Origin of the sequence: Herbihabitans rhizosphaerae (assembly GCF_004216555.1) — a bacterium.
GTDB classification, from domain to species: Bacteria; Actinomycetota; Actinomycetes; order Mycobacteriales; family Pseudonocardiaceae; genus Herbihabitans; species Herbihabitans rhizosphaerae.
In genome coordinates this window covers 1-24211 of sequence record NZ_SGWQ01000005.1, presented here as the reverse complement: position 1 = coordinate 24211, position 24211 = coordinate 1, and the positions used below count along the sequence as shown (strand labels likewise).

Sequence of the window (24211 nt, the reverse complement as noted above, 5' to 3'; positions counted from 1 at the left end):
GCGATCTCACCTCGCGACCGCCGCCTTGGCCTGATGCGCCTTCTCCCGGTTGCGGTACCAGCGGGCGATCGGCGCCTCCACGTACCGGTACAGCAACTCGGTCAGCACGACCAGCGCGACCAGCCCGACCAGGATCGCCACCAGCGAACCGTTCGCCACGCCAAGCAGTTTCGGCGGCACGTACATCGCCGGAATGTGCACCAGGTACATCGCGTAGGTCCGCTTCGCCGTCCACGGGATCCACTTGCCGCGCAGCGCCGGCCCGTCGATCGCCGCGAAGATCAACACCATCAGCAGGGTGAGCACCAGCGCGCGCGGATAGCCGTCGAACGGCGGCGTGTGCTCGCTGGTCAGGTCACCCCGCACGAACAGCAGGAACTGGATCACGCCGTAGCCGACCGCGGCCACCGGGTGCAGCCGCTCGGCCCGCACCAGCCCGATGAGCTGGCCGATGAACAGTGCCGGCGCGAAGCCGATGATCACCCGGCTGGTGTGCATCGCGGGCGTCTGCTCGGTGTTGACGATCGTCAGCAGCACCGAGACGAGCGCGATGCCGATCGCCGGCGGCAGCCACGGCCACCGGCGCAGCAGCGGAATCGTGAACGCCACGAAGAAGTAGAACGGGATCTGCACGACCAGCGTCCACGCGACCGTCGCGACCGACGGGCTGGTGTCGAAGAAGTTGACGAAGGTGAGGTTCGCCAGCAGCGCGGGCAGGTCCAGCTCACCGCGACCGCCCTCCACCGGCAGCCACTCGGCCAGCACCATCAGCCAGCTCGCCAACACCAGCACCCACAGCGCGGGCATGATCCGGATCCCGCGCCTGCCGAGGAACTGCGGCACCGACTCCTTGAGCGCCGCCTGGGTCACCACGATGCCGCTGATCAGGAAGAACGGGCCGAGCGCGATGAATCCGATCGGACCGCTGATGTGGAACGGCTCGAACAGCGTCGCGCGCGCCACCTCGTCCACGCCGGAGATCTCGTGCTGCCCGGAGACGTACCAGTCGCGCGCGTGCAGGTAGACCACGAACACCGACGCGATGATCCGCAGCAGGTCGAGGCCAGGGAGGTAGCCGGTCGGCTTCTGGCGCGGTGCGGTCACTCGTCCTCGCCCTTCGATGGGCGGTCACCGAGCCAGGCCAGCCGGTAGCCGAGATCGGCGACGGCGGCCACCGCCGCGATCGCGATCGGCACGGCGAGGAACAGCGGAATCGTGTCGTGCATGAGCGTGAGCAGCGGGAACCCGATCACGCCGGACAGCACCGCCAGCCACACCGCGCGGCTGGCCAGCCAGATCGCCACCGGGTTGACCGCGATCGTCTCGGCGATCCAGCCCGAGTAGAGCACCGCCACACCGAACGCCATGCCCGCGTACAGCGCGACCACCGGGTACCACCAGCCGGCGATCGACGGGTGCTCCTTCTCGGCGACCACGATGAGCGCGATCGCGGCGAGGCCGAGCGGCACGCCGACCCACGTGTTGATCTCGTTCTGCCGGGTCAACCAGATGAGCTGCCCGATCACGGCCAGCGGCCAGAACGACAGCACCACGGCCAGCGCGCCGAAGCTCGGATTGTCCGCGCCGACGATCACCAGGACGGCGATCGCGGTGAGCTGCACGGCCGGCGGCAGCCAGGGCAGGCCGCGCGGGCTGACCGCGGTGGCCCAGCAGAGCAGCTCCAGTACGGCGATCCAGGCCAGCGGAACCAGCACGGTGGCGCCGATGGTGAGCTGGTTGGCCAGTGTGAGGTTGCCGAACACGCTCGCGGCGGTCACCTGCGCGTCCGGGCTGGCCCAGATCTTCGCGCCGAGCGCCAGCAGCAGCGCGGCGAGTGCGACCGCGACGAGTACCGGCAAATAGGTGCGCGCGAGCCGGATGCCGTACTCGCGCGGCTTGGTCTCCTTGCGCGCCTGCGCGTGGTAGCCGCTGGCGAGCAGCAGCAACATGATCCCGAGCGGGCCGAAGTCCTCGCCGATGCCGAGCGGACGGTTGACCCACTCGCGGGCGGCGTCCAGCAGCAGCGACTGCTCGCCGTTGATCTGCGACCAGAGGCCGTACAGGTAGCCGTAGACGATCAGGATCGCGGCGGCGGCGCGGGTGACCACGACCGGGACGAGCTGTGTCCAGGCGGGTGGCGGCTCGTCCTGCGCCGGTGCCTCGACGGCGGTGCGCACGGTGGTCGCGTCCACGTTGGCGATCCGGCGCTGGGGCGGCTCGACCGGCGCGACGCGATCGGTGGGCGCGACTTCGAGGGCGTCGGGGGCGACTCGCCGGGTCGGCTCCACGGTGGGTGCGGACAGCCGGCCGGCCAACTCGCCAGACGGTCGCTGTCGCCGGGTGGGCTCGGCCGCCGGTGACACGGCCCGCGTGGCATCTGCCGGCGGTTCACCCGTGAGATCGGGCGGCGGCGCGGCTCGCCTGCCGGGTGCTGGTCGTGGTCCGGGTTCAGGGGTCCGCCGCGTCGGTTCCACCGGGGCACGATCGGCCGGCTCGACAGGCGGCGCGACGTGCCGGGTGCGCTCCGGTGCCGGGGCGGCTCGTGCGGTCGGCTCAGCGGGTGGGGCGACGTGCCGGGTGCGTTCGGGTGCCGGTGTGGCCGGCGCCGCTGGTTCGGCGGGTGGCACGGCACGGCGGACGCGTTCGGGTGCCGGTGTTGCGTGGTCGGCCGGCTCGACCGGTGGGACGGCGCGGCGGGTTGGTTCGGCCGCTGGTGCTGCTCGATTGGCTGGCGGTACCGCGTGCCGGGTGCGTTCGGGTGCCGGGGCGACGTGTGCTGCCGGCTCGGCGGGTGGTGCGGTACGCCGAGCCGGTTCGGCCGCCGGTGTGGCGCGGTTTGCCGGCGGCACGGCATGCCGGGTGCGCTCCGGTGCCGGTGTGACACGGGCTGCCGGCTTGACGGGTGGCACGGCGCGGCGGGTTGGTTCGGCCGCTGGTGTGGCGCGGTTTGCCGGCGGTACCGCGCGCGTGCGCTCGGGTGCCGGGGCAGGGCGGCCCGCCTGCCTGACGGGCGGCGCCGGCCGCCTGACCGGCTCCGCGGTCGGCCGCGGGCTGGGGCGCCTGGCCGGGTCAGGCGGTGGTAGCAGACTCCCGGACGCGCGGCCACTGTGCTCATCGGGCGGCGTGAGACTCCCCGACGCCCGCCCCTCGTCGAGCCGTCGCCTGCGCGGCGGTGGCCCGTCCTCGCGAACCGGTTCGAACGTCTTGACGTCCTGGCCGGGCAACCGCTGGCCCGGACGTGCCGCGTGACCGTTGGACGGCGGCGCGCGGTGACCGTTGCGCGGCGCCTCCGGCATCGGCAGCTGACCACGTGCCGGCTCGTCCACCGGCGGCCGCGGCGGCGGTTCCCGCGGGTCTCGCCGCAGTGTGGGCGGCTCCAGCGGCGGCAGGCGTGATGCCTCCGGACGCCGGTGCTCCTCGCGCGGCTCGATCCGCTCGCGTCTAGCCATCGCCGGACTCCCGAGGCGGCCAGGCGGCCGTCTGCGCGCCGATCAACGCGGCGAACTCGGCGTCGGTCATCGTCTTGTCCGACCCGTACGCCTCGACCCTGATCAGCTCGTGTCCGTGCAGGTAGTGCGCGCGGTACACGCCGAGGTTGCCCTGCTCGGGGCGCGCCGCCTGGTGCCGCACCCGCACCCCGGGCGGCCCGTCCGGCGGCTGCGCGAACCCGGCGCTGTCGTACAGCTTGTCGATCGCCGTGAGCGCGTCGGCCGGCTTTGACTTGTCACGCACGGAGAACTGCCACAGGCCCAGGGTCAGCCCGTTCGGCTGCCGAGTGACGATCGCGCGCACGCGCACCACCCCGGCCGTGCTCAACGTGGTCGACTCGACCTGGGGTAACACCGACGCGAGCGGGGTGTTGGTGCTCAGCCCTGTGTCCAGGACCACCGGCCCGGCGGGGCGTCCGATCACCCGTGCCGGCGCGGCGGCTGGCCTGCGCGGGTCGGGATCGGGCAAGCTGACCTTGCGGTCGGCGTCGGCGGGATCACTGCCGGCGCCCCAGATCAGCAGCGCGGCCCCGGCGACGGCGGCGAGCAGGACGTGCACGAGCAGAACCTGGACGCCTCGGGCGTCCAGGGGTCTTCGCCCCCCAGCGCCCGCGGCGTCCACATCCGGCTCGCTCGCGTGCACGTGATCTCCTCGTTACGGTTCCTCGGAACATACTGGGCGAGAACGCACCGTTAGTCACCTGTGGGGACGCGTACATTCGCGGTATGTCGTCGACACAGACACTTGTCACCGCTGAACAGTCGCTGCCGGGGCGCGCTGAGCCGCTGGCAGTGCCGGAGGCGCACGCGGTGTTCCCGGACCGGACGATCAAGCCGCCGTTCCCGGAGAACATGAGCACCGCGGTGTTCGGCCTCGGCTGTTTCTGGGGTGCCGAACGGCGATTCTGGGAGACCGACGGCGTGTGGTCTACCGCCGCCGGGTACGCGGGCGGGTACACGCCGAACCCGACGTACCAAGAGGTGTGCAGCGGGCTCACCGGGCACGCCGAGGTGGTGCTCGTGGTCTTCGACCCGTCGGTGATCAGCTACGACCAGTTGCTCGCGGTGTTCTGGGAGAACCACGACCCGACGCAGGGCATGCGGCAAGGCGGCGACGTCGGCACGCAGTACCGGTCGGCCGTGTACACCGCCGACGAGGCGCAGCGCGAGGCCGCCGAGCGCAGCCGAACCGCGTACACGCAGGCGCTGGCCACCGCCGGCCACGGCGCGATCACCACGGAGATCGCGCCGCTCGGCGAGTTCTACTACGCCGAGGACTACCACCAGCAGTACCTGCACAAGAATCCCAACGGCTACTGCGGCGTCGGCGGCACCGGCGTCTCCTGCCCGGTCGGATTGAGGACAGATGGGCGTTGACTACCTGCCGTAGTGGTAGCGGCAGGCAGCGATCCGGATCTCGTCACCTGCCATCTTGTGGACCAGTCGGTGCTCGTCGGTGATTCGACGTGACCAGTAGCCCTGGAACCCGTGTTTCAGGGCCTCGGGTTTACCGATGCCTTCGTTCCCGTTTCGGGCGATGTCCTTGATCAGTGAGTTGATGCGCTTGAGGACCTTGCGGTCCTCGGTCCGCCACCAGACGTAGTCATCCCAAGCGAGCTCGTCCCAGACGAGTTTCATTCGGCGAGCTCGTGTGGCGCACCGCCACCGGACTCCAGGCGCTCGATCGATGTGATCAGACGCCGGGCGTTCTCCGGGCTCCGGAGCAGGTAGGCGGTTTCCTTCAGCGACTCGTAATCGTCGAGTGAGACGATCACGACGGGCTCGTGCCCGGCGCGAGTGATCACGACTTCCTCGCGATCGTTGACCACCGAGTCGAGAGTCTCCGCGTAGTTCGCGCGGGACTCGGAGTAGCTCATGGTCCTCATCGCGGACACCTCCCTCTCACGTACAGAAAGCTGTACGTCCGGCGGGTGTAGGTGTCAAGATCGAGGCGACCGTCGAACTGTCACCGGGGCAACATATGACCTGCGTTACAGGTTCCGTGTGATCCAGGTACACCGTTGTCCACTGCGGTACGAATGCGCGCATGGCGGATAAGCGCGACTTCGCGCGTCTCGCGGTGGCGTTCTCCTCGCTCGTTGTCGCCGTCTGCGCGGTGGTGGTGACGATCAAGGTGATGAACACCGACCCGGTGCCGATCAAGCAGCAGCGAGTGTTGGACCAGGACGCGCTGGAACGGCAGATCGCCAACCATGTCTCGGGCCCGAAGCCGCGAGAGGAGCCTCGGGTGTCCTGCCCGGTTTCCGTCGTGGTCGAGCCGAAAACCCGATTCAGTTGTCGGGTCTGGGTCGGCTCGAACCAGAAGACGGTGTACGTCATGGTGCACAACGACCAGGGCGAGCTGTCCGTCAGCACCAGCCCATCGTGACCCGCGCTCGCTGCGTCGTCGTCGCTCTGGTGATCGCCGCGTCGGGGTGCGCGTCCACACCGGGCACGCTCAGCGGGTTCGTGATCTCCGCGACCGGCCCGGTCGCGGGTGCCACGATCGACTTCAAGCCGGTGTCGACCGTGCACGCCGGGGTTCCGGACATCTCTCCGCGAACGGATGCCAAGGGGTTCTTCTCCGTGTCGACCTCGGCAGCCGAGTACGAAGTGACGGCTCGCCTCGGCGAACGCCGCTCCAACACGGCCAGGGTGACCGTGGACGCCGACGAGACGGCGACCATCCGGCTGAGTATGTGAGCTAGATGGGCTCGTTGCGGCGGATGACGTAGGTGAAGCTTTCCCAGTCGTCGCCGGCCATCGTGTCCGGAACGACGTCGATGACGTCGCAGCCGCAGTGATTGAACAGCGATCGCACGAGTGGCACCGCGAGCCCGTGCATTTCCATTTTGCCAGGCTTGTGAGTGAGCGCCTTCGTCGTGTCCAGCTCTTCGGACGGCTCGGACGGTGATTCGCCATTCGGCGCCGGCACGATTTTCGGCTCCGCGATGTGCACGTCCACGCGGGTCGTCTTGTTGCCCGCTTTCGCCCACCAGTTCACGGCTTCCTGGACCATGTCGAATTCCAGGATCGCCGGCCCGGCGACCGCCGGAGGCGTGACGACCAGCTCGATTTCGGCACTGTCGCCGGGCAGCACGTCGTGCTCCAGATCGCCGCGCCCGTCGTTCCAGCGCAGCGGCTCGCCGCCAGCGTCGAGCCAGTGGTTGCCGAGCCGGATCTGCTGTCCCTGCAACCATTTTCGCGATCCCGTGTTGGTCACCCGCGTCCGGATCAGGGTCTCCCGGCCGGCCACGACCTCGCCGGGCGCGTCCAGGATCTCGATCAACGATCGCATCCCGTCCTCACTAAGCGGCTCCGGCTTGTGCGGCCGGCTCGGAATCTGCAGCACCAGCGCCCCACCGGGCCGCACGATTCGCCGCAATTCGAGCAGGCACGCCATTTGCACCTCGGGCCGGGCGTGCTGCAGCACGATCAAACTAACCACACTGTCGAACGATTCGTCCGGAAAAGGCAGTCGAACCCCATCATAATGAACGAATCGCACCCGATCCGGATGCCGGTTGTACTTGACCGCATTCGCCACCATCGACTCGGCGATATCAATCCCCACGACCTCAGACGCATGTTCAGCCAGCGCATTACTCAGCCGCCCGACCCCACACCCGAAATCGAGCACCCGATCCCCGAGCGACAACCCCGCCCGCTCCACCAGCTTCCGAACCATCCCCACCGGCCCGGCCGCCGTCGCCATGAACTCGTCGACGTCCCACTTCCCGTGCCGCCGGTTCGGATCGGTCAACACCGCCCACAGCGGATCGACCTGCCCCAACCCCTCCCACGTCGACTTCAAGCGATCAAGAGCCATCAGGAAGAGCCACCCACCCTTGCCACCGAGGTACACCTACGTCGTGGGGGTTTGGGGGTTCGACCCCCAAAAATAATGGCGAGCGACCCGGCCCGCGCTTTCCGCGGGCACACGTCCCCCGAGCGAGCGGACGACGGGACTCGAACCCGCGACCCTCACCTTGGCAAGGTGATGCGCTACCAACTGCGCTACGTCCGCGTGTGTTTCGGCGAGTCTAGCGAACCGGGCTGGACACCGTCACGATGCCCGCCGTTCGGCGTCCCGTGATCGGAAGCTGTGATCGGCCGGAGACGGTTCGTCGTCGCCAACTGCGACTTTCGGGGGCATGACTTACGCCATATGACTTAAGCCGATCGTCGGGTGGTGGTTAACAGTATTCACGTTTACCTCAAGAGCCCGTAAGCGTGTGGCATGTTGTGCGGACTCGTGTGGCGCGGGAGGAGGGAGCGGGTCGATGACCGGAACGGAACGACCTGCCCCTGGCGGGTCGTCGGATGGCTTCGCGCGCCCTCATCAGGCATTGCAGGCCGCTGACGACCGAATCCTTCTGGAGCGTCTGCGCACCGGTGAGGACTCGGCGTTCGGCGAACTGTTCTCGAGGCACGCGGAAGCGGTCCGACGTCTCGCACTCGGGCTTGTGAACGATCGAGCCGAGGCGGACGACCTCACCGCGGAGGCGTTCTTCCGAGTGTTGCAGGCGATCCGCCGCGGCAACGGCCCGGTGGACAACGTCCGCGGCTATCTGTTGATCGTCGCCCGCCGCGTCGCCGGCGAGTGGAGCATGCGCCGCCGCGACGTCCCCGTCTCCGACGAGGAGCTGACCAGCCGCGCCGGCAGCGATTCCTACGGCGTCGGCCAGTCCGCCGAGCGCAACCTGATCACCCAGGCGTTCACCAGCCTCCCGGAGCGCTGGCGCAGCGTGCTGTGGAAGGTCGAGGTCGAGGGTGAGCGCCCGGCCGTGGTGGCCAACAACTTCGGCCTGTCGCCGAACGCGACGGCGGCACTGGCCAGGCGCGCGCGGCAGGGCCTGCGCGCCGCCTATCTGCAAGCGCACCTGACCGTCGACCGGGGAGCCGTCGGCTGCCGGTCGGTGCTGGAGAAGCTCGGGGCATACACCGCGGGCAGCATCAAGGGCGCGGAGCGCAGGCGTATCCGGTTACATCTGACCGGCTGCTCCTCCTGCCGCAAGACCCACGACGAGCTGCGCGACGTCTGCTCCGGATTGCGAGCCAACGCCGGCGTGCTACTGGCGCCCGCAGGCCTAGCCGCCGTCGCGGCCGACGCGGCGACCGGCGAAGCGGCGGGCGCCGTGGTCGCGACCAAGGGCGCGGGGCTGGGGGCGACCATCAAGGGAGCCCTGGCCACGACGAAGGTGCAGGTGGGCGTCGCGGCGTCGGCAGCGGCCGCGGCGGGGATGTTCGGACTCGGCATGCTCACCTTCGGCGGCGGTGATCAGCCGAGTCTGGCCGACGACTTCGACGGCAAGCGCGGGATCGAGCTGACCCACAGCTCCTCCGGCGGCCCGAGCGCGTCCGGTTCGGGGCACCCGACCACGAGCGCACCCAGTTCGACCACCAGTCGCCGGCAGACCGCCACCAACGTGGCCGACAACCGGACCGGTGTCTCGCCGAAGGGCGGCGGGGTGGCGCCGGTGCCCGGCTCGCCGACCACGCAGTCGCCGACGATCACCGTGACCAAGGCTCGGCCGACCAGCTCGCCCGAGATCTGGTCCCGCGAGACCAGGGTGTACCGCACCACCGAGGGGTACGGCGACTACCAGGTCGTGCGCGAGACCGTCGAGGTCACCGAGATCAACACGGCCAACCAGACCAAGACGACCACGACCACCAACGAGACCACCCGTCCGGTCTACGGCGCCGCCACCGACACCCCGACGAGCACCTCGTCGCGCACGCCCGAACCACCCCAACGATGATCAGGTCTTCCGCCGAGCGGCCGCACCCGGGACAATTCCCGGTGACGTGGTGACGCACCGGTCGCGATAGCGTTCGGTGGGTACCCGGTAGCGAGCAACGCCGAGGAGGCGGGATGACGCGCGTCGTGACAGGCGCGGATGGTCGGGAATGGGTGCTGCGCGGCCGGTTGGAATGGCAACCACCGGTGACGGGGAACGACTTCGAGCACGACGTCAGCGCCGGATACGTGCCCGGTGTGGTGATGATGACGCTGGTGGTCATCCTCGGCGCGGTCCTGATCATCTGGACGCCGGTCGACGTGGTGGTGCCCGCCTGGTTGGTGTTGGCGCTGCTGCTGGTTTTCCTGTTCTTCCCGCTGCGCTGGGCGCTGCGCCGGCCGTGGACGGTGGTCGCGGAGACCGGCGAGGGCGAGGAGACCGAGCGCTGGGTCGGCGTGGTGCGCGGGATCCTCACCGTGCGCCAGGAGATCTCCCGGGTGGCGGACAACATCGCCACCGACAACATGCCGGGCTTCGAAGGCCCACTTCACCCCGTCGAATAACCGCCCGCCCCGAGCTAGATTGACAGAGTGCCTGAACTTCCCGAGGTGGAGGCGCTCGCTCACCATCTGCGCGAGCACGCGGTCGGCCGTACGGTCGCGCGCGTGGACGTCGCGTCGCTGAGCGTGTTGAAGACCGTCACCCCGTCGTGGACCGATCTGCACGGGCGCGCGGTCACCGGTGCCACCCGGCACGGCAAGTACCTGGACATGGACTGCGACGGGCTGCACCTGGTGGTGCACCTGGCCAGGGCCGGCTGGCTGCGCTGGGCGGACACGTTGTCCGCGGCGCCGCCGAGGCCGGGCGGCAAGAACCCGCTCGCGCTGCGGGTGCACCTCGGGCCGCCGGGGCAGGGGCCGGGGTTCGATCTCACCGAGGCCGGCACGAAGAAGGGCCTCGCCGTGTGGATCGTGTCCGAGGTCGCCGAGATTCCGCAGGTCGCGGCACTCGGGCCAGACGCGCTCACGCTGTCCCGGGACGATCTTGGCGCGCTGTTGAAGGGGCGCGGCGAGCGGCTGAAGACCGCGCTCACCGACCAGAAGCTGATCTCCGGCGTGGGCAACGCGTACTCCGACGAGATCATGCACACCGCGAGGCTGTCGCCGTACGCCACGGCCGGCCGGCTGGACGACAACGCGATGGACCGGCTGCACGAGGCGCTGCGCTCGGTGCTGACCGACGCGGTGGACCGCTCGGTCGGGCAGGAGGCGGCGCGGCTCAAGGGCGAGAAGCGCTCCGGTCTGCGGGTGCACGCCCGCACCGGCATGCCGTGCCCGGTGTGCGGTGACACGGTTCGCGAGGTGTCGTTCGCGGACAAGGCGTTCCAGTACTGCCCGACCTGTCAGACCGGTGGCAAGCCGCTGGCCGACCGGCGCATGTCCCGGCTGTTGAAGTAACCGCCACACGGCGAGGCCGTGCCGGCGTCTTCATGGATGTGGAGTTCGAACAGTTCGCCAGACAGCGGTTGCCCGGCCTGGTCCGGTTCGCCGCCGCGCTGACCGGTGATCGGGAGCTCGCGCAGGACCTCGTGCAGGACGCGCTGGCCAAGGCGCACCGGCGCTGGTCGGTCGTGCGGGCCGCCGATCACCCGGATCTCTACCTGCGCCGCATGGTGGTCAACGGCTACCTGTCCTGGCGCAGGCGGTGGTACCAGCGCACGGTCGAGCCGGCGTCCGATTCGGGGGTTCTCGATCGCGGGCGGGTCGACGATCCGGCGGGTCGGGTGGCCGACGCCGATCAGATCGCCACGCTGCTGACCAAGCTGACCAAACCGCAGCGGGTGGCGATCGTCCTGCGGTTCTTCGAGGAACGCACCGACGAGGAGATCGCCGAGGTGCTCGGCTGCGCGCCGGCCACCGTGCGCAGTCACGTCCATCGGGGACTGCGGGCACTTCGGGTTCGGGCGGACGCGCAGACGGCACGGGAGGTAGCGCCATGATCGACATGCACGACCTGAAGGCGACTCTGGACGATCGCGCCGGCCGCGCGCCCGATCCGGACGAGGTGCTGGCCGGCGCGATGACGCTGGTCGACCGCCGGCGCAAGCGGAGGACGGCGATCGGTGCGGCCGCGGCCGCGGTGATGACCAGCGGTGCGCTGATCACCGGTGTCGCCGTGCTCCGCGGTGACCTGCGCGACGGTGGGTACGTGTCGCCGGCCGGTCCGCCGGGGCCGGCGCAGCCGACGACTTCGCGGCCGTGGTTGCCCTTCTCCGTCGGCTGGATGCCGCAGGGGTATCAGCTGGTTCGGTGGCACACCGGTCCGCGAGGTGCCGGGCTGGAGTACGGCGCGGGGCCGGGGTCCGCTGGCATCAGCGCTCGTCTCGACAACGTCGACAAGAGCGTCGGCGAACCGGTCACTCCGAACGGCGAGCAGGTGCCGGTGGACATCAACGGCGCGAGCGGGACCCTTATTCGGGACACGGAGTTCCACCGAGTGGCGATCTACTGGCAGTGGGCGCCGGGGCAGCGGGCCGTGGTGTACGGCAAGAATCCGGTCGCCGAGAACACTCTGCTCGCGGTCGCCAGGTCGTTGACCCGGCAGCAGAGCAAACCGGCGGGGCCGACGCCGGTGGTGACGGTGCCCGCCGCGTACCCGCACGTCGAGGTGTGGAGCAACGGCGAGCTGGACGGCGGCGCCCAGGTGTCCTTGTGTGACCATCCGATGTTCGATCCGAACACGCAGCCCAGTAATTCGATCTGCGTGTACGTGACCGTGGGTGGCGGCCCGCCGCCCTCACGGGTCCTCGCGCACACGCCTGAGGTGCCCGAGCAGTGGCTCACCGAGGAGACCACGCACGCGGGCATCCCGATGCGCACGACGAAGGAGCGCTACGGCGTGTTGCGAGTGCTCGATCCCGGCCACTGGGTGACGGTCGCCCTGGTCGGCAAGCGGGGCATGATCGACACCACGCTGCCGTTCGGCCGCGCGGTGCTGCTCGACCTGGCCGCGTCGGTCAAGATCGGGTAGGTCTGTAAGCGGCCGAGAGCGGAAAGCGACCGATGCGGTAGCTTTCCGCTCTCGACACGCTCGCCTCCGACCCGGAGCATTGAACCCGTGGCCCAGTTGTTGACCGACCGCGCGGTGATCGCCGTGGTCGTCACCCTCGCACTGGTGGCCCTGCTGTACTGGGGCTTCCGCGCACGGCGGGCGCGTACCGCCGCGGACGAGGCGGTGCTGGACGCCGTGCAGCGGCTGTCCAAGGCGGTGCCCGAGCTGCGCAACGGCCTGACCGGCGAGGCGGCCGACGAGGCGGCGCAGCACCTGCTCGAACTGCTGCACTGTGTCGCGGTCGGGATCACCGACTCCTCCGGCGCGCTGCTGTCCTGGGACGGCGTGGCCAACCACCACTACCGCGATCTCGCGCCCGCGATCGACGTGGCGATCTCCAAGCGGCACCGCGAGCACGTCAAGCACGAGAAGCTGCCGTGCAGCCGGCGCGGCAACTGCCCGATGCGCACCGCGGTGATCGTGCCGCTGATCATCGAGGGCACGGTCGAGGGCGCGCTGATCGTGGTCGGCGGTGCCAGCAGCAGGCGGCTGATCCAGCTTTCCGACGAGCTGGCCAAGTTCCTGTGCATCCAGTTGGAGCTGGCCAAGCTGGACGAGTCGAAGCAGCAGCTCGCGAAGGCGGAGATCAGGGCGCTCCGCGCGCAGATCTCGCCGCATTTCGTGTACAACGCGCTGAACACCATTTCCTCGCTGATCCGCACCGACCCGGAACGCGCGCGCGAACTGCTGCACGAGTTCGCCGACTTCACCCGGTACTCGTTCCGCTCGTCCGGCCTGTTCACCACACTGGCCGACGAGCTGCGAAACATCGACCGCTATCTCACGATCGAGAGCGCGCGCTACAAGAGCCGGCTCAGCGTGCGAATCAGGATCGCGCCCGAGGTGCTGTCGGTGACCGTTCCGTTCCTCGTGTTGCAGCCGCTGGTGGAAAACGCCGTGCGGCACGGGATCGGGAAGAAGCCCGGCGGGGGAACGGTCACCATCGTGGCGCAGGACAACGGCAGCGAGGCGCTGATCACCATCGAGGACGACGGGGTCGGAATGGACGCCGACCGGCTGTTCTCCGATTTGCAGGACGCGCACAAGACGGGTGCGCACGTCGGTGTCGGGAACATCAACCAGCGAATGCGCTCGGTTTTCGGCAACGACTACGCACTCGTCGTGGACACCGCACCCGGCGCGGGCATGAAGGTGACCTTGCGGGTGCCGAAATTCTTCCCCGGCGTACGCCCTGAACTGCCCGAATTCGAGTCGGACTCGTCCGAGGACGAGGACTTCGACGAGCCCGTGACCCGCCCGGTCGAACATCAGTAAACCACGCTCGGTGATCACCTTTCCCAGGAAATGGGCCGGATCGGCGGTACCCCTCGGCTACACACTGTGAGCAGTATGGAGGGTGAGCGGGACCGTAGATACAGCTCGGGGAGGCGTCGTGGACTACGGGATCGACCTGTCGCACTACAACACCGTCAATGACTGGAACGCGGTGCGCGGCAACAACATCACTTTCGCGCTGTGCAAGATCACCGAAGGTACGACATTCGTGGACCAGGATGCCGGCGGCCATCTCAGTGGCGCGCGCGGCGTCGGAATCCACGGCGGCGGATACCACTTCGCCCGGCCGGGATCGGTCGTCGACCAGGTGACGCATTTCGTGAACACCGGCACGCCGTTGGGCATTTTCGAGCCCGGCTCGCTGACACCGGTACTGGACGTCGAGGTGAGCGGAGTCGGAGACGCGTTCATCGCGGAATGGATCAGGGTCATTCGTGAACGCACCGGAGTCAAGCGCGTCATGGTGTACGCGAACCTGAACTTCTGGACGAACGTGCTGCACCCGGACCAGTGGGCAGGTGACGGGGTTTACCTCTGGATCGCGCGCTACAACGGCGATCCGGGAAATCCGGGCTGGGCACACCCGCGGCTGGCGCTGCACCAGCATTCCGACAAGGGATCGGTGCCGGGAATCCCCGGCGCGGTCGACCGGAATGCGACGATCGTGCCGTTCGGGCTCGCCGACCTGCTGAACTGACCCTGCTCCGCCGGCCAGGGTCGGCCCGGCACGTAGGGTGGATCGGTATGAACGTCACGGACAAGCTGACCGCCCGGCTGCCCGGGATCCGCGATCGCGGCGAGCGCAGATCCGTCGTGGCCGTGGTCCGCCTGCACGGCGTGATCACGCCGACGCCGTCGCCGCTCGGGCGCGGCACGATCAACATCAACACCGTCGAGTCGGCGCTCAAGCGCGCCTTCGACCACGAGAAGCTGTCGGCCGTGGCGCTGGCGATCAACTCGCCCGGCGGCGCGCCCACCCAGTCCGCGCTGGTCGCCGACCGGATCCGGGAGCTGGCCGCGGAGAAGAAGGTGCCGGTACTGGCCTTCTGCGAGGACGTGGCCGCCTCCGGCGGGTACTGGCTGGCCTGCGCCGGCGACGAGATCTACGCGCACTCGACGTCCCTGGTCGGCTCGATCGGCGTGGTCAGCTCCGGCTTCGGGCTGTCCGGCCTGCTGGAGCGGGTCGGCGTGGAGCGCCGGGTGCACACCGCCGGCGAGCACAAGGTGCGGCTGGACCCGTTCCGCCCGGAGAAGTCCGAGGACGTGGAGTGGCTCAAGGGCCTGCAGTCGCAGCTGCACGAGCAGTTCGTGGCGTGGGTGCGCGAGCGGCGCGGGGACAAGGTCACCAGCGATGAGTTGTTCGACGGCGAGGTGTGGACCGGCGCGAAGGCGGCCGAGCTGGGCCTGGTGGACGGTGTCGGCGGGCTGCGCGAGATCGTGGCCAAGCGGTTCCCGGACGCGGAGATCAGCGTGGCCGAGCCGAAGCGCCCGCTGCTCGCCCGGCTCGGCGTCAGCGGCGGCGCCGGCATCGGGTTCGGTGCCCCGGATCGGATGCTGGCCGCGGTCGAGGCGTTGGAGACGCGCGCGATCTGGTCCCGCTTCGGCCTCTGATCGACACGCTGTTTGCTGGTCTTCAAGACCTACAAACCGGGGCCGGTGTGGTCTTGAAGACCGGCAAACCCGCCACAGGTATTCACTCTGCTGGGTGACGAGGATGTTGACCATGGACACCGGCCGACCAGATCGGCAAGATGCACATTACTGTGAGTACAGCACATAGCACCCGTGGTCTCGTCGTGCTTGCCGTAGACGACGAGGAAGCCGGGATCACGATCCTTCGCGAGCGTCTCGACGGCAATCCGCATGTACGGCGGATAATCGAGGCGTTCGACGCGTCCGAGGCGCTTCGCGTGCTCAGCGGGGCCGATGAGGAGCTGGCCGAGCGCAAGCAGCGCGGGCTGCCCGTGGTCGACGCCGTGTTCGCCGATCTCAACATGCCGGGCCTCACCGGCATGGAGATGGCGCGCGTGCTGCTCGGGTTCAACCCGCCACCGGTACTGGTGTTCATCACCGGTCACGGCGCCGGCAAGGAGGGCCAGGACGCGCTCTCCGCGTTCGAACTCGGCGCGGTCGACTACATCCTGAAACCGTGCGACCAGGATCGGATGGACTCCGCGATCGAACGCGTGCTGTCCAAGATCAAGGGCGACGGCATCGTGCCAGGCGGGGGCGGGCCGGCCCAGGAATCGGGCGGCGGAGCGCACGAGTCGACGGACGAAGAGGTGATCCCGGTCGAGCTGGCCGGCAACACCAAGCTGATCCCGCGCGCGTCGGTGCGCTGGGTCGAGGCGCAGGGCGACTACGCGCGCCTGTTCACCCTGGACGGTTCGCACCTGGTCCGGATCCCGTTGTCCCAGTTGGAAGAGCGCTGGGGCAAGGCGGGATTCGTGCGTATCCACCGGTCCTACCTGGTGCCGATCAAGCTGATCACCGAGCTGCAGATGACCTCGCAGGGTTACAAGGTGGTCATCGGGCACGAGGAGAAGACGCTGCCGGTGTCCCGCCGGCACACCCGCGAGCTGAAAGAGCGTCTGGTGAAGGCGCCGCGCAACGGCCTGTCGCCGTGAGCAGGCACTCGGCCGGGCCCCCGTCCAACGGGGAGCAGGGCCAGCAGCCGCGGCCGCGCCGCAAGCGCGTGGTGCTCGCCGACTCGCGCGCGCCGGTCACCGTGCTGCGCACCGTGGTCGAGTTGGAGGAGCAGACCAGCTACGGCGAGGAGTTGGTGAGCAACCTGGTCGGCCGGCAACTCAGGACTTCGCTGACGATCGCGTTCATCACCGGAGGCATTCTCGGCGTGCTTCCGGTGCTGTTCTTCACCGTCCCCTCGCTCGCCGAGATGACGATTGCGGGTGTCCGGCTGCCGTGGCTCGCGCTCGGCGTCCTACCCTTCCCTCTGCTGTTCGGTATGGGATACGTGTACAACACGTACGCCGAGCGTCACGAGCGCGACTTCGTCGACATGGTGGAGAAGTAGCTCCGGCGCTGTCGACTTGGACGAGGGCCGATGGGAAACGTCGGGAACGTGTGGGCGGTTGTCGCCATCGCGCTCGTCGCCGTGGCCACCTTCTCCCTCGGCTACCGCGGCTCCCGGCACGCCAGCACCACGCAGGATTTCCTGGTCGCCCGGCGCACGGTCCGGTCGCGGCGGAACGCCGCGGCGGTGTCCGGTGAGTACCTGTCCGCGGCGTCCTTCCTCGGTGTCGCCGGCCTGGTGCTCAAGGACGGCGTCGACGCGCTCTGGTACCCGATCGGGTTCACCGCCGGCTATCTCGCGCTGATGCTGTTCGTGGCCGCGCCGCTGCGCCGGTCCGGGGCGTACACGCTGCCCGACTTCGTTGAGGCGCGGCTGTCCTCGCGGCCGCTGCGCCGCGTGTCCACGGCCTTCGTGCTGGTGATCGGCGTGCTGTACCTGGTGCCGCAGATGCAGGGCGCCGGCCTGACGCTGGGCATGGTGCTGCACACGCCGGGCTGGGTGGGCGCGCTGCTGGTGGCCGTGATCGTGGTCGTGAACGTGTTCGGCGGCGGCATGCGCGCGATCACGGTGGTGCAGGCGTTCCAGTACTGGCTCAAGCTGTTCGCGATCTCCACGCCGGTATTCGTGATGTGCGCGGTGTTCATCGGGTCCGGCGGCACGCACGGCGGTGAGAGCCGGGGCCTGGCCGAGCCGCTGCCGCCCACGTTCAGCGCGCCGACCTCGATCGACGTGACCACGCCGGTCACGCTGCGGGTCGTCGAGCCGGTGTGGCTGTCGGCCGAGGGACGGGTGGACGGCGGCTCCGCGCGCGGGCCGGTGTTCTGGGGCCCCGGCACGCACGAGGTGGACGCGGACACCAAGCTGATGTTCCCCGGTGGCGCACCGGTGCCCTCGGTCGCCGGCACGCCGTCCACCAACGCGGAGTGGCTGACCCCCACCGGCGGCGGCACCTCGGACCTGTGGACCACGTACTCGCTGATCTTCGCGCTGTTCCTCGGCACGATGGGCCTGCCGCACGTGCTGGTGCGCTTCTACACCAACCGGGACGGCAAGTCCGCGCGCCGCACCACGCTGCACGTGCTGCTGCTGCTCGGGCTGTTCTACCTGTTCCCGATGATCATGGGCCTGCTGTCCCGGCTGTACGTGCCCGAGCTGCTGGTGACCGGTAAGACGGACGCGGCGGTGCTCGCGCTGCCCGGCAAGTTCCTGTCCGGCACGCTGGGGGAGATCCTGGGCGCGGTGACGGCGGCGGGTGCGTTCGCGGCGTTCCTGTCCACCTCGTCGGGCCTGCTGGTGAGCGTGGCCGGCGTGCTGTCCACCGACATCCTGAAGGGGCGGGTGCGCGACTTCCGGTACGCGGCGGCGCTGGCCGGCGCGGTGCCGGTGGTGATCGCGGTGTTCGTGCGCCCGAACGACATCTCGATGTCGATTGGTATGACGTTCGCGGTCGCGGCGTCCACGTTCTGTCCGGTGTTGGTGCTCGGCATCTGGTGGCGAAAACTCACCCCGGCCGGTGCCGGCGTGGGGATGACGACCGGCGGCCTGTGCGTGCTCGGCGCGCTCGTGGCGACCACGGTCAGCGGCTACACCGGCAACTGGGCGCCCTGGTATCTGCAGCAGCCGGCGTTGATCACCGTGCCGATCGCGTTCTTCACGATGATCCTGGTGAGCAAGGCGACGCAGCGGTCGGTGCCGGCCGACGTCAACCGCTTCCGCCTGCGGATGCACGCGCCCGACCCGCTCGGATTCATCCGGGATCGGGACGTGGCCCGCTTCGGTACGGCCGAGGAACGGGCGAGGCTCGCCGAGGGTCGTCACCGCCGTTAGTCGATCAACTCTCCGTTTACCCAACGTGCGGATTACACCCGATCGGGTGAGGCTGGATTGGTCGGAACGAGGTGCGATCGTGTTCAACTACGGCCTTGTGACCTGTCTCACGATATGTCAGGCTCCGGCTGTCACTCGTTCGCGTTGCAAAGAGTCCCCGTTCGGAGTCTTACGAAAGTCGTCCGACCTGCATAGCGTCTCGCGGGGCGGGTTATACGCACGGTCGTCGCACGGTCATTGTGCGCGAGCGCCGGGGTGAGGAGGGCCGATGACCACCACCGAACAAAAGCCGGATTGGGAAGAGGTTCAGGCGAGTCCCGATTTCGTGCTGCTGCGTCGCAGGCTGCGCCGGTTCGTGTTCCCCATGGCCGGGTTGTTCCTGGTCTGGTACCTGCTGTACGTGTTGCTGGCGGACTACGCGCCCGGGTTCATGTCGACCAGGTTATTCGGCAACATCAACATCGGCCTGGTCTTCGGGCTGCTGCAGTTCGTCTCCACCTTCGTGATCACGATGCTGTACGTCCGGCACGCGAACAAGAACCTCGACCCGGTGGCCGAGAAGATCCGCAACGAGGTCGAGAGCCGGGGTGAGGAGAAGTGAACCTCGCCCAGGGCTCGATCGGCGGCAACACCGGTCTCAACATCGGCATCTTCCTCGTATTCGTGGCGATCACACTGGTCGTGGTGTTCCGCGCGAGCAAGAACACCAAGACCGCGGCCGACTACTACGCCGGCGGCCACGCGTTCACCGGCCCGCAGAACGGTATCGCGATCTCCGGCGACTACCTGTCGGCCGCGTCGTTCCTCGGTATCGCCGGCGCGATCGCGCTGTACGGCTACGACGGGTTCCTCTACTCGATCGGCTTCCTGGTCGCGTGGCTGGTCGCGCTGCTGCTGGTCGCCGAGCTGCTGCGGAACACCGGCAAGTACACGATGGGCGACGTGCTCGCGTTCCGGATGCGCCAGCGTCCGGTGCGCGCCGCGGCGGCCACCTCCACGCTCGTGGTCTCGTTCTTCTACCTGCTGGCGCAGATGGCGGCGGCCGGCCTGCTGGTTGCGCTGCTGCTCGGCGTGACCGACAAGGGCGGCCAGGCCGTCGTGATCACGATCGTCGGTCTTCTGATGATCACCTACGTGCTGATCGGCGGCATGAAGGGCACCACCTGGGTGCAGATCATCAAGGCGGCGCTGCTGATCACCGGCGCGGCCGTGATCACCGTGTGGGTGCTCACCAAGTACGGGCTGAACCTGTCCGGCCTGCTCGGCGCGGCGGCGGACGCCCACCCCAAGGGCGATCAGATCCTCAACCCCGGCCTGCAGTACGGCACCGACGGCACCTCGAAGCTGAACTTCCTGTCGCTCGGGCTCGCGCTGGTGCTCGGCACGGCGGGCCTGCCGCACATCCTGATGCGCTTCTACACCGTGCCGACGGCCAAGGAGGCGCGCCGGTCGGTGGTGTGGGCGATCTGGCTGATCGGCATCTTCTACCTGTTCACGCTGGTGCTCGGCTTCGGCGCGGCCGCGATCGTGGGCCGGGACAAGATCGCCAAGGCGGACCCTGGCGGCAACGCGGCGGCACCGATGCTGGCTGATGCCTTGGGCGGCTCGTTCCTGCTCGGGATCATCTCGGCGATCGCGTTCGCCACGATCCTGGCGGTGGTGGCCGGTCTGACGATCACCGCGTCCGCGTCGTTCGCGCACGACATCTACGCCAACATCATCAAGAAGGGCGAGGTGGACGACAAGGACGCCGAGGTGCGGGTGGCCCGGCGGACGGCCGTGGTGATCGGCATCCTGGCGATCGGCGGCGGCATCGCGGCCAACGGCCAGAACGTCGCTTTCCTTGTGGCACTTGCCTTCGCGGTGGCGGCGTCGGCCAACCTGCCGACGATCCTGTACTCGCTGTTCTGGAAGCGCTTCAACACCTCGGGCGCGCTGTGGAGCATCTACGGCGGGCTGATCGTGTGCGTCGGGCTGATCGTGTTCTCGCCGGCCGTGTCGGGCAACTCGAAGGCGATGTTCCCCGGCGCGGACTTCGACTGGTTCCCGCTGTCCAACCCGGGCATCGTGTCGATCCCGGTGTCGTTCCTGCTCGGCTGGATCGGCACGGTGTTGTCGAAGGAGCACGACCAGAAGAAGTACGCCGAGATGGAGGTCCGCTCCCTCACCGGAATCGGCGCCGAGAAGGCGGTGGGTCACTAGCGGGTTTCCCATTTTTGACGGACCCAGGTGCGATCATTTGAGCACTGAGGGTCACGGCTGGGGAGATCGCATGCCAAACACCATTTCACCGTTCCTGAACCGCAGGCTCGGACGGCGGCTGCGCCAGATGCGCGAGAAGGCCAAGCTGAAGATCGATCCCGCCGCCAAGCAGTTGGACATGAGCGGAAGCGCGCTGCAGCGTATGGAGGCCGGCGAGACGCGAGCGAACGTGCACGTCGTCCGCTCGATGATGGACCTGTATGACCAGTACGTTCCCGGCCTGCTCGATTAGGTACGTGAGGCACGCGAACCGCGCTGGTTCCGCGCCTACGACCTCCTGCACGGAGGCTACGTCGACGCGGAGACCGAGGCAGAGGAGGTTTGCGAGTTCGCCTCGGACTACATCCCGGGTCTGCTCCAGACGGAGGCGTATACACGCGCTGTGTTCGAGGCCAGCGGGGCGCAGCGCACCCAGCAACAGTTGGAGAAGGACGTCGCGCTGAGGATGGCGCGACAGCGCCGGCTATCCGACGCGGACAACCCGCTGAGCCTGGTCGCGGTGCTGGACGAGGCCGTGTTGGTCCGGGACTACGGCGGCGACGAGGTCATGCGCGCACAACTGCTGCGCTTGGTCGAGGCGGCGAAGCTGCCGACGGTCACGCTGTACGTCAGACCGTTCCGGGGGAGGCCGCGCGTCTCGGTCGGCGGCTCGATGACTCTGCTGACCTTCTCGCTGCCCGAAGATCCCGACATGCTTTTCGTCGATTATGTCGTCGGTTCGCTACACCGCGAGGATGAACCAGATCAGCACTACGTCCGGGACGCTAGAATCAAGTTTGGGCGGCTCCGCGAGAACGCGCTTCAGCCGGCCGAGTCGGTGGCCTATATCGAGCGGCTGGCCGCCGAGATCTACGCTCCCTGACGAGCAAGGCGGTGCGAATGTCCACTGTGGACTATTCCAGGTTGGCGTGGCGCAAGAGCAGCCGCAGTAGCGAAGGCAGCGGCGTCAATTGTGTCGAGGTGGCGCTTGCCGATCCCGCGATAGCCGTGCGGGACTCGAAGAACCCGAACGCGGGCGCGCTCGTGCTGCCGCACGGCGGGTGGGCGAGCTTCCTGCGCGGGGTCGACGCCTGACCGTGCTGCTGTGGATCAACGGGCCGTTCGGCGGCGGTAAGACTCAGGTCGCGCACGAGTTGCACCGGCGCGTCGGCGATAGCTTCGTGTGTGATCCCGAACTGCTGGGCTTCGGGTTGCACAGAATGATTCCGAGGCACCTGCGCGACGACTTCCAGGATCTGCCGGTGTGGCGGTCCGGCGTGCTCGACACGCTCGACGGTCTCGCGCGCGAGTACGACGGCGTGATCATCGTGCCGATGACGATGGTCGTGCCGGCGTACTTCGAGCAGATCGTCGGCGGGCTGCGCGAGGCCGGCCACGAGGTGGTGCACGTGTCGCTGCTGGCGAGCCGGGAGACCGTGCTGCGCCGGCTGCGCTGGCGGGCCGAGGGCGCGCGAGGCTGGGCGGCGTCCAAAGTGGACACATGCCTGGATTCGTTGCGGCGCGACGAGTTCCGGCATCACGTGCACACCGACACGTTGACCGTGCCGCAGGTCGCGGACCGGGTCGCCGAGCTGACCGGCCTGCGGCTGGCTCCGCCGTCGGGCCGCATAGCAGCCTTCGCGCGCCGGCGTCTGGTGACACTGCGCCATGTCCGGCCCGGCTGATACGGCACACTCTGGCAAGTGACTCCGTCGAACGCCGACAAGGCGATCGCCCGAACGCTCGCCGCTGCGTTCGAGCACGAGAAGCCGCCCGTGATCCACTACTGGGACGACAACCGCAACTCCAGCGTGCACGTGCTGAGCGCGGCCGACCGCCCCACCGACGGCGTGACCTCGTACGGCACGGTCGGGCTGTCCAACCACCCGATGCTGGTGGACGGCGAGGAGTTCCACGCGCGGGTCGAGGTGCTCGGCGCGTGCGCCAGCGACATCGAGTACTTCGGCAACGTGATGTCCACCGCCGCGTTCAACGTGATCAACAGTGGCGCGTCGGTGCTGCCCGGTGCGGTGCACGCCGGCGCGATCGCGATGTACGACGAGAACGTCACCATGAAGCACCTGTTGTTCGCGCCCACATTCATCTGGGGCGACGAGCCGCACACGATGTACCTGCGGGACAAGACCGTGGCGTTCCTGTTCGCCGTGCCCATTTCCGACGCGGAGCTGGAATACGCCGAGGAGAACGGCACCGAACAGCTCGAGGACATGTTCGAGCAGAACGAGATCGACGTTTTCGATATCGACCGGCCGTCGGTCGTCTGAGCAAAAAGGGGCACGTTCGTGGCTGATGCGTCGGAATCCGACCAGGCCGTATTCCTGACCGCTACCGCGGCGTTCGACTGCGAGGAGCAGCCGGACGTCTTCGAACACACCGACGAGGCCGGCGAACCGGTCGCCGACGTGATCGTCGCGACCGACCGGCCGCAGGACGGTGCCACGTCGTACAGCACGGTCGGCCTGTCCAACCACCCGCTCTCCGAGATGGAGGACGAGTACCCGACGCGGGTCGAGATCGTCGGCGCGTGCGCGAGTGACGTCGAGTACTACGGCGATGTGCTGGCCACCGTCGCGCTGAACATTCGTGATTCGACGTGGTTTCCGCAGCCGGGCGGAATTCTGCCGGACGCGATCGGCGTGCACGATTCCGATGTCGCGACGAAACACGTTCTGCTCACGCCGCCCTTCATCTGGGACGACGGCCCGCACACCATGTATCTGCACGACAAGACCGTGGTGTTCCTGTTCGCGCTCCCGATTTCCGACGCCGAGCGCGAATACGCGGACAAGAACGGCGTGGAGGCGCTCGGCGAACTGCTCGACGAGCACGAGGTGGACGTGTTCGACCTGAACCGCCCCTCGGTCGCCTAGGAACCGCTGAACAACCCCGTGCCGCCAGAGCTTGACAAGCGCCTCGGCCCCCGTCCGCGTACTTTAGCCCGCTAAAGTCCGTCGGCCACGGAGAAAGCCCAGGTCAGGCAAGATCAACAGGTGCGGCGAAACGTGAGGGTGATGCACCTACGGCACGACGCGGCGGTGGGGTCACCCTCACGGGCTTGTTCAGTTCCTAGCTGTGATGCCCAGGGACGTTGTTCCTGGATGGGTTGATCTGCGGCCTGTCGCGAGACAGGTGAAGGCCTCTGGTTGTGAAGTGGAGCTGTCGAGGAACCGCTTCACGAGCCGGAGGCCTTCGTGTCCCACGCTAATGCCTTGCTGACTCCACGTGCGCGGCTGCGTCTTGCCCGGTTTGTCGTCGAGGACGGCTGGACGTTGTCCACGGTGGCGACGATGTTCATGGTGTCGTCCAAGACGGCCGCTAAATGGGCCGACCGCTACCGCGCGGAGGGGCCGGCCGGGGATGGCCGACCGGTCGTCGCGACCGCACCACAGCCCGAACAAGACACCCCAGCATGTGATGCGGCGGATCGTTGGGCTGCGGTGGCGCAAACG

General features: G+C 68.6%; 28 protein-coding genes, 1 tRNA gene and 1 pseudogene. 23 read left to right on the top strand and 7 right to left on the bottom strand.

Features of this window, described 5'->3' with window-relative positions:
* Positions 1-6: 6 nt before the first annotated feature.
* The 3 genes from EV193_RS16110 to EV193_RS16100 are packed head-to-tail and all read right to left on the bottom strand — an operon-like array spanning position 7 to position 4131.
* The gene (locus EV193_RS16110) at positions 7-1104 is read right to left on the bottom strand and encodes an acyltransferase family protein (RefSeq protein WP_165401370.1); all 1098 of its coding nucleotides are present in this window, start codon (positions 1102-1104) and stop codon (positions 7-9) included.
* Positions 1101-3449 (bottom strand): hypothetical protein, encoded by a 2349-nt coding sequence (locus EV193_RS16105; protein ID WP_130344975.1) that lies wholly within the window; start codon positions 3447-3449, stop codon positions 1101-1103. Before EV193_RS16105 ends, EV193_RS16110 begins: the two co-directional genes overlap by 4 nt.
* The gene (locus EV193_RS16100; protein ID WP_130344974.1) at positions 3442-4131 is read right to left on the bottom strand and encodes a hypothetical protein; all 690 of its coding nucleotides are present in this window, start codon (positions 4129-4131) and stop codon (positions 3442-3444) included. The genes EV193_RS16105 and EV193_RS16100 overlap by 8 nt, the downstream gene beginning before the upstream one ends.
* Before the next feature lie 83 nt (positions 4132-4214).
* On the opposite strand from EV193_RS16100, the gene msrA reads away from it, so the two are divergent.
* Positions 4215-4865 carry a peptide-methionine (S)-S-oxide reductase MsrA gene (gene msrA, locus EV193_RS16095; protein WP_130344973.1) on the top strand — a complete coding sequence of 217 codons (651 nt, stop codon included), beginning with the start codon at positions 4215-4217 and terminating at the stop codon, positions 4863-4865.
* On the opposite strand, the gene EV193_RS16090 is transcribed toward msrA, so the two are convergent.
* The gene (locus EV193_RS16090; protein WP_130344972.1) at positions 4866-5126 is read right to left on the bottom strand and encodes a Txe/YoeB family addiction module toxin; all 261 of its coding nucleotides are present in this window, start codon (positions 5124-5126) and stop codon (positions 4866-4868) included.
* The gene (locus EV193_RS16085; RefSeq protein WP_130344971.1) at positions 5123-5374 is read right to left on the bottom strand and encodes a type II toxin-antitoxin system Phd/YefM family antitoxin; all 252 of its coding nucleotides are present in this window, start codon (positions 5372-5374) and stop codon (positions 5123-5125) included. The genes EV193_RS16090 and EV193_RS16085 overlap by 4 nt, the downstream gene beginning before the upstream one ends.
* Positions 5375-5535: 161 nt before the next feature.
* On the opposite strand from EV193_RS16085, the gene EV193_RS16080 reads away from it, so the two are divergent.
* Together EV193_RS16080 and EV193_RS16075 are read left to right on the top strand one after the other, a co-directional pair.
* Positions 5536-5877 (top strand): DUF4333 domain-containing protein, encoded by a 342-nt coding sequence (locus EV193_RS16080; RefSeq protein ID WP_130344970.1) that lies wholly within the window; start codon positions 5536-5538, stop codon positions 5875-5877.
* Positions 5874-6191 carry a carboxypeptidase-like regulatory domain-containing protein gene (locus EV193_RS16075; RefSeq protein ID WP_130344969.1) on the top strand — a complete coding sequence of 106 codons (318 nt, stop codon included), beginning with the start codon at positions 5874-5876 and terminating at the stop codon, positions 6189-6191. The genes EV193_RS16080 and EV193_RS16075 overlap by 4 nt, the downstream gene beginning before the upstream one ends.
* Position 6192: 1 nt before the next feature.
* Here the strand turns inward: EV193_RS16075 and EV193_RS16070 are convergent, their stop codons facing one another.
* Both EV193_RS16070 and EV193_RS16065 read right to left on the bottom strand, forming a co-directional pair.
* Complete coding sequence (locus tag EV193_RS16070; RefSeq protein WP_165401369.1) at positions 6193-7281, bottom strand: class I SAM-dependent methyltransferase; 1089 nt, start codon at positions 7279-7281, stop codon at positions 6193-6195.
* A gap of 161 nt (positions 7282-7442) precedes the next feature.
* Positions 7443-7515: transfer RNA gene (locus tag EV193_RS16065), tRNA-Gly, on the bottom strand.
* Between the two features lie 256 nt (positions 7516-7771).
* Between EV193_RS16065 and EV193_RS16060 the strand changes: the two genes are divergently transcribed.
* From EV193_RS16060 to EV193_RS15965, 20 genes and pseudogenes are all read left to right on the top strand, one after another.
* On the top strand, positions 7772-9253 hold the full coding sequence (locus EV193_RS16060) for a sigma-70 family RNA polymerase sigma factor (protein ID WP_207222666.1): 1482 nt from the start codon (positions 7772-7774) through the stop codon (positions 9251-9253).
* Positions 9254-9366: 113 nt separating this feature from the next.
* Positions 9367-9795, top strand: a complete 429-nt coding sequence (locus EV193_RS16055) for a DUF983 domain-containing protein (RefSeq protein WP_130344967.1) — start codon at positions 9367-9369, stop codon at positions 9793-9795.
* Between the two features lie 27 nt (positions 9796-9822).
* On the top strand, positions 9823-10689 hold the full coding sequence (locus EV193_RS16050; RefSeq protein ID WP_130344966.1) for an Fpg/Nei family DNA glycosylase: 867 nt from the start codon (positions 9823-9825) through the stop codon (positions 10687-10689).
* A gap of 32 nt (positions 10690-10721) precedes the next feature.
* Positions 10722-11231 carry a SigE family RNA polymerase sigma factor gene (locus tag EV193_RS16045; RefSeq protein ID WP_242613426.1) on the top strand — a complete coding sequence of 170 codons (510 nt, stop codon included), beginning with the start codon at positions 10722-10724 and terminating at the stop codon, positions 11229-11231.
* Positions 11228-12262, top strand: a complete 1035-nt coding sequence (locus EV193_RS16040; protein WP_130344965.1) for a hypothetical protein — start codon at positions 11228-11230, stop codon at positions 12260-12262. The genes EV193_RS16045 and EV193_RS16040 overlap by 4 nt, the downstream gene beginning before the upstream one ends.
* Before the next feature lie 87 nt (positions 12263-12349).
* Positions 12350-13618, top strand: coding sequence for a sensor histidine kinase (locus tag EV193_RS16035; protein ID WP_130344964.1), 1269 nt, complete (start codon positions 12350-12352; stop codon positions 13616-13618).
* Between the two features lie 118 nt (positions 13619-13736).
* Positions 13737-14336: a glycoside hydrolase family 25 protein gene (locus EV193_RS16030; RefSeq protein WP_130344963.1), complete on the top strand. Its 600-nt coding sequence runs from the start codon at positions 13737-13739 to the stop codon at positions 14334-14336.
* A 47-nt stretch (positions 14337-14383) separates the two neighbouring features.
* The gene (locus tag EV193_RS16025) at positions 14384-15250 is read left to right on the top strand and encodes a S49 family peptidase (protein WP_130344962.1); all 867 of its coding nucleotides are present in this window, start codon (positions 14384-14386) and stop codon (positions 15248-15250) included.
* Between the two features lie 140 nt (positions 15251-15390).
* A complete protein-coding gene (locus EV193_RS16020) occupies positions 15391-16266 on the top strand; it encodes a LytR/AlgR family response regulator transcription factor (protein ID WP_130344961.1) in 876 nt (291 codons plus the stop codon).
* A complete protein-coding gene (locus tag EV193_RS16015) occupies positions 16263-16673 on the top strand; it encodes a hypothetical protein (RefSeq protein ID WP_242613425.1) in 411 nt (136 codons plus the stop codon). Before EV193_RS16020 ends, EV193_RS16015 begins: the two co-directional genes overlap by 4 nt.
* A 30-nt stretch (positions 16674-16703) precedes the next feature.
* On the top strand, positions 16704-18500 hold the full coding sequence (locus EV193_RS16010; protein WP_130344960.1) for a sodium/solute symporter: 1797 nt from the start codon (positions 16704-16706) through the stop codon (positions 18498-18500).
* A 268-nt stretch (positions 18501-18768) separates the two neighbouring features.
* The gene (locus EV193_RS16005; RefSeq protein WP_130344959.1) at positions 18769-19101 is read left to right on the top strand and encodes a DUF485 domain-containing protein; all 333 of its coding nucleotides are present in this window, start codon (positions 18769-18771) and stop codon (positions 19099-19101) included.
* Entirely contained in the window at positions 19098-20702 is a 1605-nt protein-coding gene (locus EV193_RS16000; RefSeq protein WP_130344958.1) for a solute symporter family protein, read from the top strand. Before EV193_RS16005 ends, EV193_RS16000 begins: the two co-directional genes overlap by 4 nt.
* A 70-nt stretch (positions 20703-20772) precedes the next feature.
* Positions 20773-20994, top strand: coding sequence for a helix-turn-helix domain-containing protein (locus EV193_RS15995; protein WP_130344957.1), 222 nt, complete (start codon positions 20773-20775; stop codon positions 20992-20994).
* A 45-nt stretch (positions 20995-21039) separates the two neighbouring features.
* Complete coding sequence (locus EV193_RS15990) at positions 21040-21624, top strand: DUF5753 domain-containing protein (protein WP_278044187.1); 585 nt, start codon at positions 21040-21042, stop codon at positions 21622-21624.
* Positions 21625-21641: 17 nt separating this feature from the next.
* Entirely contained in the window at positions 21642-21836 is a 195-nt protein-coding gene (locus tag EV193_RS15985; protein WP_130344955.1) for a DUF397 domain-containing protein, read from the top strand.
* Positions 21837-21838: 2 nt separating this feature from the next.
* Positions 21839-22426, top strand: coding sequence for an AAA family ATPase (locus tag EV193_RS15980; protein WP_130344954.1), 588 nt, complete (start codon positions 21839-21841; stop codon positions 22424-22426).
* A gap of 18 nt (positions 22427-22444) precedes the next feature.
* Positions 22445-23026, top strand: coding sequence for a suppressor of fused domain protein (locus EV193_RS15975; RefSeq protein WP_130344953.1), 582 nt, complete (start codon positions 22445-22447; stop codon positions 23024-23026).
* An 18-nt stretch (positions 23027-23044) separates the two neighbouring features.
* On the top strand, positions 23045-23632 hold the full coding sequence (locus tag EV193_RS15970; protein WP_130344952.1) for a suppressor of fused domain protein: 588 nt from the start codon (positions 23045-23047) through the stop codon (positions 23630-23632).
* Positions 23633-23953: 321 nt separating this feature from the next.
* Positions 23954-24211, top strand: a pseudogene (locus EV193_RS15965) (leucine zipper domain-containing protein); the annotation flags it as partial.

Coding starts and splice junctions, on each gene's coding strand:
- EV193_RS15995 (WP_130344957.1), top strand. CDS start 20,773: ATGCCAAACACCATTTCACCGTTCCTGAACCGCAGGCTCGGACGGCGG.
- EV193_RS16040 (WP_130344965.1), top strand. CDS start 11,228: ATGATCGACATGCACGACCTGAAGGCGACTCTGGACGATCGCGCCGGC.
- EV193_RS16105 (WP_130344975.1), bottom strand. CDS start 3,449: ATGGCTAGACGCGAGCGGATCGAGCCGCGCGAGGAGCACCGGCGTCCG.
- EV193_RS16025 (WP_130344962.1), top strand. CDS start 14,384: ATGAACGTCACGGACAAGCTGACCGCCCGGCTGCCCGGGATCCGCGAT.
- EV193_RS16055 (WP_130344967.1), top strand. CDS start 9,367: ATGACGCGCGTCGTGACAGGCGCGGATGGTCGGGAATGGGTGCTGCGC.
- EV193_RS15985 (WP_130344955.1), top strand. CDS start 21,642: ATGTCCACTGTGGACTATTCCAGGTTGGCGTGGCGCAAGAGCAGCCGC.
- EV193_RS16020 (WP_130344961.1), top strand. CDS start 15,391: ATGCACATTACTGTGAGTACAGCACATAGCACCCGTGGTCTCGTCGTG.
- msrA (WP_130344973.1), top strand. CDS start 4,215: ATGTCGTCGACACAGACACTTGTCACCGCTGAACAGTCGCTGCCGGGG.
- EV193_RS16090 (WP_130344972.1), bottom strand. CDS start 5,126: ATGAAACTCGTCTGGGACGAGCTCGCTTGGGATGACTACGTCTGGTGG.
- EV193_RS16010 (WP_130344960.1), top strand. CDS start 16,704: ATGGGAAACGTCGGGAACGTGTGGGCGGTTGTCGCCATCGCGCTCGTC.
- EV193_RS16045 (WP_242613426.1), top strand. CDS start 10,722: ATGGATGTGGAGTTCGAACAGTTCGCCAGACAGCGGTTGCCCGGCCTG.
- EV193_RS16060 (WP_207222666.1), top strand. CDS start 7,772: ATGACCGGAACGGAACGACCTGCCCCTGGCGGGTCGTCGGATGGCTTC.
- EV193_RS16085 (WP_130344971.1), bottom strand. CDS start 5,374: ATGAGGACCATGAGCTACTCCGAGTCCCGCGCGAACTACGCGGAGACT.
- EV193_RS16005 (WP_130344959.1), top strand. CDS start 18,769: ATGACCACCACCGAACAAAAGCCGGATTGGGAAGAGGTTCAGGCGAGT.
- EV193_RS16080 (WP_130344970.1), top strand. CDS start 5,536: ATGGCGGATAAGCGCGACTTCGCGCGTCTCGCGGTGGCGTTCTCCTCG.